This is a genomic window from Bradyrhizobium sp. LVM 105 (genome assembly GCF_003957705.1).
In the GTDB taxonomy this organism is placed as follows: Bacteria; Pseudomonadota; Alphaproteobacteria; order Rhizobiales; family Xanthobacteraceae; genus Bradyrhizobium; species Bradyrhizobium frederickii.
This window is the reverse complement of the sequence record NZ_QZMV01000006.1, coordinates 297026-310894: the sequence shown is the minus strand read 5'-3', so window position 1 is coordinate 310894 and position 13869 is coordinate 297026. Positions and strand designations below refer to the sequence as shown.

17 protein-coding genes are annotated in these 13869 nt (G+C 64.7%); 6 read left to right on the top strand and 11 right to left on the bottom strand.

All coding sequences use genetic code 11. The features are described from left to right. Positions 1 to 65: 65 nt before the first annotated feature. From D6B98_RS19795 to D6B98_RS19780, 4 genes are all read right to left on the bottom strand, one after another. Positions 66 to 494, bottom strand: coding sequence for an HIT family protein (locus tag D6B98_RS19795; RefSeq protein WP_126258608.1), 429 nt, complete (start codon positions 492 to 494; stop codon positions 66 to 68). A gap of 66 nt (positions 495 to 560) precedes the next feature. Beyond that, a complete protein-coding gene (locus tag D6B98_RS19790; RefSeq protein WP_126258607.1) occupies positions 561 to 1817 on the bottom strand; it encodes a GNAT family N-acetyltransferase in 1257 nt (418 codons plus the stop codon). 177 nt (positions 1818 to 1994) lie between these two features. After that, a complete protein-coding gene (locus tag D6B98_RS19785) occupies positions 1995 to 2741 on the bottom strand; it encodes a glycerophosphodiester phosphodiesterase (protein WP_126258606.1) in 747 nt (248 codons plus the stop codon). A gap of 6 nt (positions 2742 to 2747) precedes the next feature. After that, positions 2748 to 3215, bottom strand: coding sequence for a RidA family protein (locus D6B98_RS19780; protein WP_018321130.1), 468 nt, complete (start codon positions 3213 to 3215; stop codon positions 2748 to 2750). A gap of 247 nt (positions 3216 to 3462) precedes the next feature. Between D6B98_RS19780 and D6B98_RS19775 the strand changes: the two genes are divergently transcribed. Next, the gene (locus D6B98_RS19775) at positions 3463 to 4308 is read left to right on the top strand and encodes a cell envelope integrity EipB family protein (RefSeq protein WP_164718723.1); all 846 of its coding nucleotides are present in this window, start codon (positions 3463 to 3465) and stop codon (positions 4306 to 4308) included. Between the two features lie 316 nt (positions 4309 to 4624). Continuing rightward, positions 4625 to 5026: a RidA family protein gene (locus tag D6B98_RS19765; RefSeq protein WP_126258603.1), complete on the top strand. Its 402-nt coding sequence runs from the start codon at positions 4625 to 4627 to the stop codon at positions 5024 to 5026. 87 nt (positions 5027 to 5113) lie between these two features. Here D6B98_RS19765 and D6B98_RS19760 read toward each other — a convergent pair whose 3' ends face one another. Then, positions 5114 to 5509, bottom strand: coding sequence for an ACT domain-containing protein (locus tag D6B98_RS19760; protein WP_126258602.1), 396 nt, complete (start codon positions 5507 to 5509; stop codon positions 5114 to 5116). A gap of 65 nt (positions 5510 to 5574) precedes the next feature. On the opposite strand from D6B98_RS19760, the gene D6B98_RS19755 reads away from it, so the two are divergent. Next, on the top strand, positions 5575 to 6084 hold the full coding sequence (locus D6B98_RS19755; RefSeq protein WP_126258601.1) for a DUF4269 domain-containing protein: 510 nt from the start codon (positions 5575 to 5577) through the stop codon (positions 6082 to 6084). Between the two features lie 24 nt (positions 6085 to 6108). Here the strand turns inward: D6B98_RS19755 and D6B98_RS19750 are convergent, their stop codons facing one another. After that, complete coding sequence (locus D6B98_RS19750) at positions 6109 to 7398, bottom strand: DNA polymerase IV (protein ID WP_126258600.1); 1290 nt, start codon at positions 7396 to 7398, stop codon at positions 6109 to 6111. Then, positions 7395 to 7706 (bottom strand): DUF3572 domain-containing protein, encoded by a 312-nt coding sequence (locus D6B98_RS19745; RefSeq protein ID WP_126258599.1) that lies wholly within the window; start codon positions 7704 to 7706, stop codon positions 7395 to 7397. The genes D6B98_RS19750 and D6B98_RS19745 overlap by 4 nt, the downstream gene beginning before the upstream one ends. A 238-nt stretch (positions 7707 to 7944) precedes the next feature. Here D6B98_RS19745 and D6B98_RS19740 point away from each other — a divergent pair, with 238 nt between their 5' ends. Then, positions 7945 to 8310 (top strand): response regulator, encoded by a 366-nt coding sequence (locus tag D6B98_RS19740; protein ID WP_008130064.1) that lies wholly within the window; start codon positions 7945 to 7947, stop codon positions 8308 to 8310. A gap of 14 nt (positions 8311 to 8324) precedes the next feature. Next, positions 8325 to 9698 (top strand): PleD family two-component system response regulator, encoded by a 1374-nt coding sequence (locus tag D6B98_RS19735; protein WP_126258598.1) that lies wholly within the window; start codon positions 8325 to 8327, stop codon positions 9696 to 9698. A gap of 296 nt (positions 9699 to 9994) precedes the next feature. On the opposite strand, the gene D6B98_RS19730 is transcribed toward D6B98_RS19735, so the two are convergent. Beyond that, positions 9995 to 10606, bottom strand: a complete 612-nt coding sequence (locus D6B98_RS19730; protein ID WP_126258597.1) for a TetR/AcrR family transcriptional regulator — start codon at positions 10604 to 10606, stop codon at positions 9995 to 9997. Between the two features lie 130 nt (positions 10607 to 10736). On the opposite strand from D6B98_RS19730, the gene D6B98_RS19725 reads away from it, so the two are divergent. Next, positions 10737 to 11975, top strand: a complete 1239-nt coding sequence (locus D6B98_RS19725; protein WP_126258596.1) for an MFS transporter — start codon at positions 10737 to 10739, stop codon at positions 11973 to 11975. A gap of 94 nt (positions 11976 to 12069) precedes the next feature. Here D6B98_RS19725 and D6B98_RS19720 read toward each other — a convergent pair whose 3' ends face one another. From D6B98_RS19720 to D6B98_RS19710, 3 genes are all read right to left on the bottom strand, one after another. Beyond that, positions 12070 to 12720: a DUF6064 family protein gene (locus D6B98_RS19720; RefSeq protein WP_126258595.1), complete on the bottom strand. Its 651-nt coding sequence runs from the start codon at positions 12718 to 12720 to the stop codon at positions 12070 to 12072. A 126-nt stretch (positions 12721 to 12846) separates the two neighbouring features. After that, positions 12847 to 13353, bottom strand: a complete 507-nt coding sequence (locus D6B98_RS19715; protein WP_245481427.1) for a DUF6789 family protein — start codon at positions 13351 to 13353, stop codon at positions 12847 to 12849. A 104-nt stretch (positions 13354 to 13457) separates the two neighbouring features. After that, a complete protein-coding gene (locus tag D6B98_RS19710) occupies positions 13458 to 13847 on the bottom strand; it encodes a hypothetical protein (protein ID WP_245481424.1) in 390 nt (129 codons plus the stop codon). Positions 13848 to 13869: the final 22 nt, after the last annotated feature.

Below are 13869 nucleotides of genomic sequence, written 5' to 3'. Positions count from 1 at the left end.
CCTCCGCGGAGGGATCCTGGATTGCTTCGTCGCAAGGGCTCCTCGCAATGACGGAGGCTGTGGGGCTACCCCGCCTTCAACGCCGCGATCAGCTTCGCCGCGTTTTCTTCCAGCACCTTGGCATCTTCCTTGCGGCTGGCGGGTGGCAGCATCGCCACGCCGTCGTGGCGCGGCATCACGTGCATGTGGAGGTGAAACACCACCTGGCCGCCGGCGGGCTCGTTGAACTGCTGCACGGTGATGCCGTCGGCCTTGAAGGCCTTCATCGCGGCGAGTGCGATCTTCTTCGCGCCGCGGGCGACATGGGCATAATCGTCGGGCGCGATGTCGAGAATGTTGCGGGCAGGGGCCTTCGGGATCACCAGCGTGTGGCCGGGGACGCGCGGCATGATGTCGAGGAAGGCGAACACGTGGTCGTCCTCGTAGACCTTGTAGCAGGGCAGCTCGCCGCGCAGGATCTTCGCGAAGATGTTGTTGGTGTCGTAGGCGGTCATGTTGGCGGCTCCCGAGAACTCTGCGCCTGGAATTTTGCGCTTACTGTCACCAGCAACGGCAAACCGTCAAGGCGCCTCGTCGGCGCCCTTGCGGAACGGGCCGAGCTCGGCGAGCTCCCGTCCGGCCTCGGCGACATAGGCGCGCTCGCGCTTGAGGTAATCGTCGATGGCACGGCGCAGGCCCGGATCGGCGATGAAGTGGGCGGAATGGGTGGTGCGCGGCAGGTAGCCGCGCGCGATCTTGTGCTCGCCTTGCGCGCCGGCCTCGACATGCGTGAGGCCGCGTTTGATGGCGAAGTCGATCGCCTGGTAATAGCAGACCTCGAAATGCAGGAACGGATGATGCTCGACCGCACCCCAGTTGCGGCCGAACAGCGTGTCCGAGCCGATGAAGTTGATCGCGCCCGCGATCCAGCGATTGTTGCGGCGGGCCATCACCAGCAGCACGTCCTGGCTCATGGTCTCGCCGATCAACGAGAAGAATTCCCGCGTCAGGTAAGGCCGGCCCCATTTGCGTGAGCCGGTCTCCATGTAGAATTCAAAGAAGGCGTCCCAGGCCTCCTCGGTGATGTCCTTGCCGGTGAGCCAGTGGATGGTGACGCCCGCGGCCAGCGCATCGCGCCGCTCGCGCTTGATCGATTTGCGGTGTCGCGAGTTCAGCGTCGCCAGGAAATCGTCGAAGCTCGCAAAGCCCTCATTGTGCCAGTGGAACTGCTGGTCGGTGCGCTGCAGGAAGCCGTGCTTGGCGAGCAGCTTCCATTCCGCCTCGCGCGCGAAGGTGACGTGCACCGAGGAGGCCTTGCTGACACCGCACAGGGCCACCAGCCCGCTCGCCAGTGCATCCATGATCCGCTCGCGGTCGACGCCGTCGCGGACCAGGAGCCGCGGACCCGTCGCCGGGGTGAAGGGAACCGAGACCTGGAGCTTCGGATAATAGCGCCCGCCGGCGCGCTCATAAGCGTCCGCCCAGCCGCGGTCGAAGACGTACTCACCTTGGGAATGCGATTTCAGATAGCAGGGCACGATTCCGGCGACGCGGCCATCGATCCTGGCCACGAGATGCCGCGGGCCCCAGCCGGTGCGGATGGTCGCCGAACCCGATTTCTCAATTGCGGAAAGAAAGGCGTGGGAGACGAAGGGGTTATAGGCAGGTCTTGAGAGGCCGAGGGAATCGCCTGAAGGGAGAGATGAGGTTCCCGGGCCATGCCCGTTGCAGGCCTTTTCGGTAAGGGCCTTGCCGGGATTGGCGCAGGCGTCCCAATCCCCGGGCGAGACCTCGCCAATGGACGGTACAGCCTCCAGGGTCATTTCGGATGATGCCATCGGGCCCAAGATCGTGCATTGCACCAGCGACTTCAAGGGGGTGGGGAGGCGCAGGTCGAGCGGCCACCACCGCCGTCATTGCGAGGAGCCCTTGCGACGAAGCAATCCAGAATCTCTCCGCGGAGGGATCCTGGATTGCTTCGCTGCGCTCGCAATGACGGTGGAGGGAGCCAAGCCCTACGGCACAAACCCTTCAAAAATCATCTGGTCCGCGTACTGCCCGACCCGGGTCCGCTGCTCGGGGGTGCGGACGGTCCAGCCGAGCAGGGCGCAGCCGAAGGCGTTGCGGGCGATCCAGGGGGCGGGGGCCGGCAGGTCGTCGACCCGAAAGGCCACGAAATGGGGTTGGGTGCGAAAGCCGTGGCGCAGGTACAGCATGCTGTCGCGCTGCTCCCGCGTGAGCCTGGCCCAGTAATCGTCCTCATAGGTCCGCTGCGCGACGATGCCGCGCGGACGGGAGGGCAACAGCTCGCGCAGCGCCAGCACCTGGTCGGGATCGAAGGACATGCCGACGGCTGGCCCCTCATAGGACGCCAGCACCTCGGCCATCCGCTTCACCAGCTTGCGGTCGCCGCCAAAATGGCTCTTCACCTCGATCACCAGCGGCACGCGGCCGGCGACGAGGGCGCAAAGGTCGGACAGCGACATCATCCGCTCGGGCGTGTCCTTGAACCTGATCGCCTTCAGCTCGGCCGCGGTCTTCGAGATCACGTCGCCGGTGGCCTCGGTGAGGCGGCCGAGGGCATGGTCGTGATGCACCATGGCCTCGCCGTCGGCGGAGAGCTGGATGTCGACCTCGATCGCGAAATTGCCTGCGATCGCGGCTTGCACCGCGCCGGGCATGTTTTCGACGATGCCACGGGAGATGTCATGCAGGCCGCGATGGGCGACCGGCCGGGCTGTCAGCCAATCAGGCGCGCGCATGTCGCGTCAGGCGACCTCGAACACGCCGTCGACCTCGACCGCGGCATCGGCCGGCAGCGAGGCAACGCCGACGGTGGTGCGGGCATGGCGGCCCTTGTCGCCGAAGGCCGCAACCATCAGGTCGGAGGCGCCGTTGAGCACCTTCGGCCCGTCCAGGAAGTCCGGCGCCGAGTTGATGAAGCCGCCGAGGCGCACCACGCGCACCACCTTGTCGAGATCGCCGAGCGCCGCCTTGACCTGGGCCAGCAGGTTCACCGCGCAGCCGCGCGCGGCGGCGGCGCCGTCCTCGATGGAGACGCCGGCGCCCAGCTTGCCCTTGGCGATCAGCTTGCCGGCGGGATCGAAACAGACCTGGCCGGAGACGAACAGCAGATTGCCGGTGCGCACGAACGGGACGTAATTGGCGACGGGGGTCGGGGCCTCATGCAGCTTGATGCCCTGTTCCGCCAGCTTCTGCTCGACCGTGCCCGCCATGTCCGACCTCGTTGTCCAAAAATCATTCGCCCCGGCGCGTCCGCAAAAGTGGCCGGGCGCGCCCTGTTTCGCCCATCGGGCCGCCACATGCAAGCAACCGGAAGGGGCCGTATTTTGTTGAGGTCGGCCAGCAGGTTCAGCGCGAGGGCCGCAACTTTACGTGAAACGGCCTCAGTTGCGACGCAATGGAACGGTCATTAAAATGTCGAATCTGCGCTTCGCAAGGACGCGTCCCCAAGGAATAGACATGGTGCACCTTTTCCGGACTTCGCTCGGTGTGATGGCGCTCGCGGCGGCCAGCTTCGGCCTCGGCGGGGGCGCGCAGGCCGCCAATGGTCCGTTCCTGCCGCACCAGGCGCTCTATGACCTCAGCCTGGTGAAATCGCGCTCCAACTCGGTCAACAGCGCGCGCGGCCGCATCCTCTACAACTTCACCGGAAGCGCGTGCGAGGGCTACACGTCCGAATTCCGCCAGGTGTCCGAGCTCGACAGCGGCGAGGGCAAGGTTACGCTCAGCGACCTCCGTTCCAATTCCTGGGAGGACGCCGCCGGCAAGAGCTACCGCTTCAAGATCGAGACGCGCATGAACGAGGCCGATGCCGGCCGGGTCGACGGCACGGCCGAGCGCGACGGCGACCACATCAACGTCAAGCTGAAGCTGCCGGCGCCGAAGAGTTTTACCCTCGACGGCACGATCGTGTTCCCGACCGAGCAGATCCAGCGCATCATCGCCGCCGCCAGGGACGGCAAATCGCTGCTCGAGCTCTCGGTCTATGACGGCTCCGACGACGGCCAGAAGGTCTACAACACGCTGACCGTGATCGGCCAGCCGATCCCCCCCGACCGTCCCACCTCCGCCGATCCGTCGACGTCGGACGAGCACATGAAATCGCTCAAGCGCTGGCCGGTCACCGTCAGCTATTTTGACCGCGACGCCCAGCAGAAGGAGGGCGAGCAGACGCCGGTCTATGCGATGGCGTTCGAGCTGTACGAGAACGGCGTTTCGCGCCAGCTCGTGCTCGACTACAACGACTTCGTGATTTCCGGCGCGATGGGCAAGTTCGACGTCAAGGACAGCAAGCCCTGCAATTGAGGGGGATTTCTCCGCGCGCGCGGTGCCGTAGGGCGGGCAAAGCGACTTGTCCGTCATAGCTCGAAGAGCGACGGCGGAAGCGTGCCCACCATCTGTTGCCATTGAGAATGATCGTGGGCACGGCGCTATGCGCCTTTGCCCACCCTACGAGATCTCTCTCCTCCGTCATTGCGAGCGTAGCGAAGCAATCCAGAGTCTCTCCGCGGAAAGATTTTGGATTGCTTCGTCGCAAGAGCTCCTCGCAATGACGGGACTGGCTCTCTGCTCTCTCTCCAGCTACGCTCCCTCCCAACCAAAAACCTCAGGGAGCCAGCCCATGCCCAAGCTCGACCATCTCCGCCCCAGCGGCCTGCATCACAATCCCGCTTACTCCCACGTCGTCACCGCCTCAGGCGCGCGCACCATCTACATCTCGGGCCAGGTCTCGGTGGACGAGGAGGGACGGATCGTCGGCGAGGGGGATATCGCCGCGCAAACCACGCAGGTGATGCAGAACCTCGGCCACGCGTTGAAGGCGGCCGGCGCGAGCTATTCGAGCATCGTCAAGATCACGACCTTCGTCGTGAACTACAAGCCAGAGCTGCGGCCGATCATCGGCAAGGCCCGCTCGGCCTTCTTCGAAGGCATGGAGCCGCCGGCGTCCACGCTTGTCGGCGTCTCCGCGCTCGCCGCGCCGGAATGGCTGATCGAGATCGAGGCGATTGCGGTCGCGGATTGAACTGACTTTAGGATGGGGAGAGCGCAGCGAAACCCATCCTCCTGTCGCCCGGAAAGAGCTTGATGGGTTTGGCTGCGCTCTCCCATCCTACTCTGCTGACAGCTCTTGTAGAACCGCCATCGCTTCGTCCACCCTGTCAACGGGCACGAAGAGATGGTCGTGATGGAAGGCCGAAACGGCGTTCACGCTGATGCCGGCTTCGGCCAGAGCTGAGGTGACGGCCGCCAGAAAGCCGACCGCATCGAGCGCGGAGTGAACCGTCAGGGTGATCAGGCGCGAGGCGAAGTCGTAGCGCAGTCCGGCACGCTCGGCATCCTCACGCCGCATCACCAGTGTCGTGCCTTCATGCTCGCGGAACGTCAGCAGGCAAGTGGCGGTCGGAAGGGGCTCGTCGTGCGGAATGGTGCAGAACACGAAGATGTCCCCATGCAGGTCCGGCTTCATGTTGCTCAACAATGCGCCGAGATCGAGCTCACCTGGCATGGCGCGTTGCCTTCCGCGGATGATTTCGCAATCCTGCGACAGTAACCGGTGCTACACGAACTGCAATGGACTACGAAGCTGCGATTGAAAGTTCAGGGGTGTTGGAGTCGCTTCGTGCGTTCGACCCGCGCGTGGTCGGCACCTTGCCCCTCGGACTTGCCGTGTCGGGCAGCGACGTGGATGTCGTCTGCCACGCCTTTGATCCCGTCGGCTTTGCCGAGACGATTTGGCGGCGATATCATTCCTGCGCTGATTTCCTGATCTATCAATGGACGTCTGCGGGGCGTCCATTGGTTGCGCGCTTCGTGTGGGGCGGGTGGCCGTTCGAGATTTTCGGAGCGCAACGACCGGTCGACGAGCAGCCGGGATGGTTGCACTTCGAGATCGAAAGAAGGCTTCTGGCACTCGACGATGGTCGCCTGCGCAGCGCCGTCGCTCGGCTGAGATCGCAGGGTGCAAAAACGGAGCCAGCCTTTGCCGCCGTGCTCGAGATCGCCGGAGATCCCTATCTCGGTCTGCTCGATCTCGTCCACGAAACGGACCATCAATTGCGAGACCGGCTGAACGGGCTGTAACCAAGAGCGCGGGCCGACCGGCGATCACTCCGGCGCCTTCTCCGGGCCCTCATAGGCGATGCCGCGGATCACCGCGGCGCTGCCGAACTTCTTGCGCAGGCTGTCCACCGCGCGCTCGGCGTGGGCGGCGCGGCGGTCGAGCATGTCGGTGTCGTCGGCGGGCGAGCCCTCGCGCAGCGCGCTGACGCCGGCGCCCATCAGGCGGAAAGCGGTGCCGTCGATCTCTTTCGCCAGCATCTCGCGGCAGATCGAGAAGATCTTCGCGGCGAGCTGCGTCGGGGCGGCGATCGACTGCGAGCGGGTGCGCTGGCGGAAATCGGCGGTCTTCAGCTTCAGCGTGACGGTCGAGCCGGCGAGCTCGCCGCTCTTGAGCCGCGACGAGGTCTTCTCGCACAGCCGCCACAGGATCTTCTCCAGCGTCGCGAAATCGCGGATATCGCTCTCGAAGGTGGTCTCGCTGGAGATGGTCTTGGCGCCCCGGTCAGGCTCGACGCGGCGGTCGTCGATGCCACGCGCGAGCCGCCACAGCCTGCGGCCTTCGCTCGGAAACTGCCGCATCATCTCGATCTCGTCGGCCTTCTGCAAATCGGCGATGATGCGGAAGCCGCGCTGCACGAGGCGCTCCTGCGTGGCGGGCCCGACGCCGAAGATGAAGCCGACCGGCTTGTCCGCCAGCATCGCGCGCGCCTCCTCCTGGTCGAGCGCGGCAAAGCCGCGCGGCTTGTCGAGGTCGGAGGCGATCTTGGCCAGGAACTTGTTGCAGGACAGGCCGACCGAGACGGAGATGCCGATGTCGCGCTCGACCTCGCGGGCAAAGCGCGCCAGCACCTTGGCCGGGATCATGCCGTGGACGCGTTCGGTGCCGGAGAGATCGAGGAAGGCCTCGTCGATCGAGAGCGGCTCGACCAGCGGCGTCAGCGCCTGCATGGCCTGGCGCACCTCGCGGCCGACGCGAACATATTTCGCCATGTCGGGCGGGATCACGATCGCATGCGGGCAGGCTTCGAGTGCCCGAAACATCGGCATCGCCGAGCGCACGCCATAGGTGCGCGCGATGTAGCAGGCGGCCGACACCACGCCGCGCTTGCCGCCGCCGATGATGACCGGCTTGTCGGCGATGTCGGGGTTGTCCCGCTTCTCGACCGTGGCGTAGAAGGCGTCGCAGTCGATATGGGCGATGGTCAGGCCTGCCAGTGCCCGGTGGCGGACGAGGCGAGGGGAACCGCAGGCCGAGCAGCGCCGCACCCCCATATCCAGATCGGCCAGACAATCCCGGCAGAAGCAGCGGGGCCCGGCCGGGTCGGGGACGGTCACGGCACGTCGCGCTCCCAGGAGGGGTCGCCGAGCGCGTCGCCGAGGACCTGCCGCGCTGCGGCGACGTTGGTCGGATGCAGCTCGACGGAGCCGGCAAAGGCCTTCACGGTGGCGTCATCGCGCATCACGAAATCGAGCACGCTGAGCAGGAAATTGGGGTCCGCGGCGGCATTGCGCAGGGTCTCCGGACCGACCCCTGTCTCAGCCAGGAACAGGCCCAGCCGCTCGGGTTCGCTCGCAACGAAGGACAGAGCCTGAATCGCAACGATTTCAGCGACTTCGCGGGGGTTGTGAACAGGCTTTTTCAAGGGGACAATTTGCCTTTCCGTTAACTTTCGGTGTCTACTTTGCATCATGCCCGAGTCTCGCCTCTGAGTCTTCCGACCCCAGACAAGCAGCTGGAAACCACATCGCAGAAAGTCGACCCTCGGGTTTAACGAAACTCAAGCGAATCTGAGGCTAGTTTGAATCCAGTTTTCGAAACGCCGGAAAGCGGCGTCTGAGGCGTCACATGGACCGGTCCTTCGGACCAATCGGGAGGGCGGGATGGCCAAGACCGTCCTGATCGTGGAAGACAACGAGCTCAACATGAAGCTCTTCCGCGACCTGTTGGAGGCGCACGGCTACCAGACCTCCGGCACCAGCAACGGCTACGAGGCGCTCGACCTCGTTCGCAAGATGCGGCCCGACCTGGTGCTGATGGATATCCAACTGCCTCAGGTCTCCGGGCTGGAGGTGACGCGCTGGATCAAGGACGATCCGGAGCTGCGTTCCATTCCCGTCGTCGCGGTCACGGCATTCGCGATGAAGGGCGACGAAGAACGCATCCGCGAGGGCGGCTGCGAGGCCTATTTGTCCAAGCCGATCTCGGTCGGCAAATTCATTGAGACGGTCCGGCGTTTTATCGGATAGGAAGTGAGTTCACAGTGTCTGCGCGTATCCTGGTCGTCGATGACGTTCCTGCCAACGTCAAGCTGCTCGAGGCCCGCCTTTCCGCCGAATATTTCGACGTGATGACCGCCTCGAACGGCACCGAGGCGCTGGCGATCTGCCATCGCGCCGAATGCGACATCATCCTGCTCGACGTGATGATGCCTGACATGGACGGCTTCGAAGTCTGCCGCCGCATCAAGTCCGACCCGGCCACGCATCACATTCCCGTCGTCATGGTCACGGCGCTCGACAGTCCTTCCGACCGCAATCGCGGCCTCGAGGCCGGCGCCGACGATTTCCTGACCAAGCCCGTCTCCGACGTCGTGCTGATCGCGCGCGTGCGCTCGCTCACGCGGCTGAAGATGATGACCGACGAGCTGCGCATGCGCGCCATCACCTCGCTCGAGATCGGCATGCAGGCGCCGGAGCGCAGCGCCGTCTCCGACACCGGCAAGGGCGGCCGCATCCTCCTGGTCGACGACCGCCAGTCCTCCTACGAGCGGCTGGCGACGATCCTCGCCGCCGAGCACACGATCGACGTCGAGCCGAACCCGACGGAGGCGCTGTTCCACGCCGCCGAGGGCAATTACGACCTGCTGATCGTCTCCCTCGACCTCAACAATTTCGACGGCCTGCGCCTCTGCAGCCAGGCGCGCTCGCTGGAGCGCACGCGCCACGTGCCGATCCTGGCGATCGCCGACCCCGAGAACGCGACGCGGCTGCTCCGCGGCCTCGAGATCGGCGTCAACGACTATTTGCTGCGTCCCATCGACAAGACCGAGCTGTTGGCGCGCGCCCGCACCCAGATCCGCCGCCGCCGCTACACCGATCATCTTCGCGACAACGTGCAGAACTCGATCGAGATGGCGATCACCGACGCGCTCACCGGCCTGCACAATCGCCGCTACATGGAGAGCCATCTGGCAACGCTCGCCGAGCAGGCCGCGACCCGCGGCAAGCCCCTGGCGCTGATGATCCTGGACATCGATTTCTTCAAGTCGATCAACGACAATTACGGCCACGACGCCGGCGACGACGTGCTGCGCGAATTCGCCGTGCGGGTGCGCAAGTCGATCCGCGGCATCGATCTGGCCTGCCGTTACGGCGGCGAGGAGTTCGTCATCGTGATGCCGGAGACCGATCTGCACGTCGCCGGCATGGTCGCCGAGCGCCTGCGCCGCTCGATCGCGGGCGAGCCGTTCGCGATCCACAAGGGCGCGAAGCGCATCGAGGTCACGATCTCGATCGGGCTGACCACGCTGGAGCGAAAGGGCGAGGCGGTCGCCGACGTCCTCAAGCGCGCCGACACCGCGCTGTACCGCGCCAAGCACGACGGCCGCAACCGCGTGGTGTCGCAGGCGGCATGAGGCCGCTCGCACAAGATTTGCGAAAACAACCCCATGCACAGTAGCCGGCGCTAGTCGGATCAATGGGTTGCGCGGGTGGCGAAATGGCCTTGCGCTGCTGGTCGCGCCCTTTGACCCGTCGGGCAAAACAGGAGCATGTTGGTAGGATCGCGACGGTCCCGCCAAGCTCCGCTGTCATTCCCCGCGAAGCGGGGAATCCCGTACGCCGCGGCTTCTCGGTTCAATCACAATCGGCTCTGGAATACTGGATCACCCGCTTTCGCGGGTGATGACACCGTCCGATGCGGCGACGATGGTCAGCGTGGTGGACGTCTGTTTTGCGTCGTCGCAGCCTTCACTGCGTCGGCCGGCACATCCACCCCCGCATTCCGCAACAACACCTTCGCCGCGTCCTTCGCCGCACGCGCCATCGCCGGGTCGTCGCGCACGAGGTCCTGCGCGATCGAGCCGTCGACCAGCAGCACGAGCTGCGTTGCGAGCGCGTCCGCATCAGCCACGCCGAGCTCGTTCAGGCGGTCGCGAAACCAGAGGCGGCGGCTTTCCTTGAAGGCGATGGCGATCTTCTTCACGGCGCGGTCGGCAGGCCCGAGCTCAGCGACCGCGTTCACGAACGGGCAGCCGCGAAAATCCTTGGCCGCAAAACGCCGCTCCAGCGCATCAAAGGTGGCGAGGATCTGCTCGGCCGGCGGCTTGTCGGAAGGGGATGCGTGCACGAATCGGCGCTCGAGATAGGCCGCGATCAGCGCATCCTTGGAGGGGAAGTGATTGTAGAGCGTGCGCTTGCTGATGCCGGTCTCGGCCGCGATGGTGTCGACGCCGATCGCGCGAATGCCTTGCAGATAGAACAGCTTGTCGGCGGTCTGGAGGATCCGCTCTTTCATCGTCTGTGGGGCGGGCGGGGGAGCCATGCAGCAGAAAGCGTCCTGTTCGCTTGACAGCACCTGCAGATCATAGCCTAAGTACACAGGTCTGTGTAACCAAAATCAGCGGCAAAAGCAGACGGCGGCATGTGCGCCGTGCCCAAAAGGGAGAAGAAGAATGCCCCTGCTGCAGGTCCTGCGTCCGACCTTGCCGATCCTGATCGGCGCCTCGATCATGCTGACACTGAGCATGGGGCTGCGGCAGTCGCTCGGCATCTTCATGCAGCCGCTGACGCACGACATCCACATCTCGATCTCGGATTTCACGCTGGCGCTGGCGGTGCAGAACCTCGCCTGGGGCTTTCTGCAGCCGCTCGCCGGCGCGATGACGGTGCGCTACGGCTTCCGTGCCATCATGATCGCGGGCGCGCTGATGTATATCGCGGGGCTCGCGCTGATGGCGACCGCGAACGGGCTTCTCAGCATCATGATCGGCGCCGGCGTGCTGATCGGGACGTCGCTGGCCTGCACCGCGGCGGCGATCGCGATGTCGGTGGCGGCGCGTGCGGTGCCGGAAACGGTGCGCTCGACCGTGCTCGGTATCGTCTCCGGCGCGGGCTCGCTCGGCGCGCTGTTGTCGGCGCCGATCGGGCAGATGCTCAACGAGGGTTTTGGCTGGCGCATCGGCCTTGCCGGCTTCGTCGTCATGTCGGTGCTGATGATCCCTGCGGCTTGGTACGCCGGCCGCGTCGATCAGGTCCCGCTGCCCAAGCCCGCCGCCGACGACATCGTCGATGCCACCGCGGCGGCGGCGACGAAGGCGGCGTTCGGCAACGCCTCTTTCGTGGTGATGACCTGCGCCTATCTGGTCTGCGGCATGCAGCTGGTGTTCCTCACCACGCATCTGCCGTCATATCTGGCGATCTGCGGCCTCGACCCGATGCTGAGCGCGCAGACGCTCGGCATGATCGGCGGCTTCAACGTGCTGGGCTCGCTGTTCTTCGGCTGGGCCGGACAGCGCGGGAACAAGCTCGCGCTCCTGGGCGGCATCTACATCCTGCGCTCGCTGGCGCTCGCCTGGTACTTCATGCTGCCAGCCACGCCGTTCTCGACGCTGCTGTTCGGCGCCATCATGGGCTTTTTGTGGATGGGCGTCGGCCCGCTGGTCGCGGGCGCCGTCGCCGAGATGTTCGGGCTGCGCTGGCAGGCGATGATCCAGGGCCTTGCCTTCATGAGCCACCAGATCGGCAGCTTCCTCGGCGCCTACGGAGGAGGGGTGCTCTATGACGCGCTCGGCTCCTACACCATGGCCTGGCGCATCGGCGTGGCGCTCGGGCTTGCCGGCGGCATCGTGCAGGTGGCGTTCGCGCTGGTCAGGCCGTCGCAGCCGCCGGCGCCGGTGCTGCGGACGGCGTAGGCGGAACGTGTGATCGCTTTTCGTCAGCTCGGGAGCCAGAGCGGACGCCACGCAGCCTGGTCAGGATCGGCCGCTTGTGGACCCGAAGCGGACTTCATGTTGACGCCGTCTGAACATCGACGCGACGAATAGCGATGAGAGGAGCGGCGACGAGCCCACTCACCAGCAAGAGCCAATCCTGCGGCACGGCGAGCAGTATGGCGGCGCTGCCGCCGATCAAGGACCAGATGACAGGAACGACAAGAAGCCAGTGCGGCACCGGACCAATGGTCAACAGGAGCATGCCGAATGTGAAGATCGCAACCGGGCAGGGCGTGACGCCAAATACCGGAACCGCAGGATAGTCATGACCCGTGGCCATACCGATCAATGGATAGACAATCGCAGAATAGCCGACCAGTGACGCTCCGATCCAGGCTGCGGCACCGCGGCGGAAGCCGAAGCGCAACTGATGTCCGTATGCGCCAGCCAGAATAAGGCCACCTCCCTCGATCACGAACAACAAGGCGAACAGATATGCAGACTTGTTGATCTGGGAGAACCAGATCCCATGATAGAGGACGCCGGTCCATATCCACATCGCCGAGAGTACAACCGCGATCGCGCGACTCGATCTCGCCGTTTGCCGAAACAACAGAAGAAAGGCTGTACCGCCGAGCAGGTACGCGACAATCTGGCTCGGCCAGATAGCTTCGTTGTAATCCGAGAACACCGCAAGAAATTGCTGCTGTGTAAATGGCAGCATGGCCAATCCTCCAAGCGATCTCTCGCCGCAACGTGGTCGACCATTGCCGGCAGCTGCTTGATGTGACGCAAATTGGCTTCTTACACTTTGCCAAAGATGGTCATGGGCGAGCCGATTGGGCCATTATCATTCCTTGTTCTCGGATCGATCCAGCAGACCGTAGATCAATCCCATCGTAACGCTGTAAGTCGACAGCATCGCCAGCGAAAATGCTGCCGGCCAAAGCCCTAGTCCTAAGGCGGTTGCAAACGAGCCGAGGCCGACCAGCGGAAATGCGAACAGGTTCATGATCAGCCAGCCGCAAAGCCCGAAAACCATCCCCTTTGAGGCGCCACTGCCTCCTGGCAAGTACCGATAGAGATAGCCGAAGGCGAGACCGACGGCAGTCGACCCGTTGAAGAACGAGGCCAGCCAAAGAACTCTTGGATGGATGTCGTGCCCGATCAAGTTCGCTGCCGCCATCTGGAAGTGCTCATATGGCTGGAACGACGGCAGGATTCCGGCCTTTGCCTTGAAGTACATGAGCGCGGTCGAAGCGGTGCTGCCGCTCAGTCCGGATACGGCGGATTTCCAGATCCACGCCCACGCCGTCCGCTCACGGTGAGGTGGGGTCATTGGCCCGGTAGTCTGCATGGTCAGCAAGTTTGCAGCGTGCTGCCAACATCACTTTGATCTGCGTCAACCGGTTATGGCCATCGTCGACATCGAGCGACGCGGTTTCAGCAGATGAACACTGGTTACGACGCCGCGACGTTCACCTTCGCCGGGACGGGCAGCGGAAGACGCAGCCCCCGGGCCAATGCCGGGCGGCGCGTTGCCGGCCGCCTCTGCGGCAGCTTGCCGAAATATGAGAGGGATTGCATCAGCGCCGACCTGACGGCCGGCTCGATCTTCGCGCAAATGAACCAGCAGACCAGGACAAGCATGCCCAGCGCGACCCAAACGGCGGAGGTCGCGTCCAGGCCGGCATCGACCAGGGCACGGATGATTGCAGGGCCCAGGACGTTGTGCGTGAGATAGAGCGGATAGGTGATGAGTCCGAGCGTCCTCGGATAGGCCGGTGCTTCAGCACAAGCGGTGCCCGCAGAGCGCCTGTTCCTGTTGGCGGCAAAGGCGATGAGCAGCACCGCGGCCGCCCAAATCAGGATC

Coding starts and splice junctions, on each gene's coding strand:
- D6B98_RS19720 (WP_126258595.1), bottom strand. CDS start 12,720: ATGCTGCCATTTACACAGCAGCAATTTCTTGCGGTGTTCTCGGATTAC.
- D6B98_RS19740 (WP_008130064.1), top strand. CDS start 7,945: ATGGCCAAGACCGTCCTGATCGTGGAAGACAACGAGCTCAACATGAAG.
- D6B98_RS19725 (WP_126258596.1), top strand. CDS start 10,737: ATGCCCCTGCTGCAGGTCCTGCGTCCGACCTTGCCGATCCTGATCGGC.
- D6B98_RS19795 (WP_126258608.1), bottom strand. CDS start 494: ATGACCGCCTACGACACCAACAACATCTTCGCGAAGATCCTGCGCGGC.
- D6B98_RS19785 (WP_126258606.1), bottom strand. CDS start 2,741: ATGCGCGCGCCTGATTGGCTGACAGCCCGGCCGGTCGCCCATCGCGGC.
- D6B98_RS19765 (WP_126258603.1), top strand. CDS start 4,625: ATGCCCAAGCTCGACCATCTCCGCCCCAGCGGCCTGCATCACAATCCC.
- D6B98_RS19715 (WP_245481427.1), bottom strand. CDS start 13,353: ATGCAGACTACCGGGCCAATGACCCCACCTCACCGTGAGCGGACGGCG.
- D6B98_RS19755 (WP_126258601.1), top strand. CDS start 5,575: ATGGACTACGAAGCTGCGATTGAAAGTTCAGGGGTGTTGGAGTCGCTT.
- D6B98_RS19775 (WP_164718723.1), top strand. CDS start 3,463: ATGGTGCACCTTTTCCGGACTTCGCTCGGTGTGATGGCGCTCGCGGCG.
- D6B98_RS19790 (WP_126258607.1), bottom strand. CDS start 1,817: ATGGCATCATCCGAAATGACCCTGGAGGCTGTACCGTCCATTGGCGAG.
- D6B98_RS19730 (WP_126258597.1), bottom strand. CDS start 10,606: ATGGCTCCCCCGCCCGCCCCACAGACGATGAAAGAGCGGATCCTCCAG.
- D6B98_RS19780 (WP_018321130.1), bottom strand. CDS start 3,215: ATGGCGGGCACGGTCGAGCAGAAGCTGGCGGAACAGGGCATCAAGCTG.
- D6B98_RS19760 (WP_126258602.1), bottom strand. CDS start 5,509: ATGCCAGGTGAGCTCGATCTCGGCGCATTGTTGAGCAACATGAAGCCG.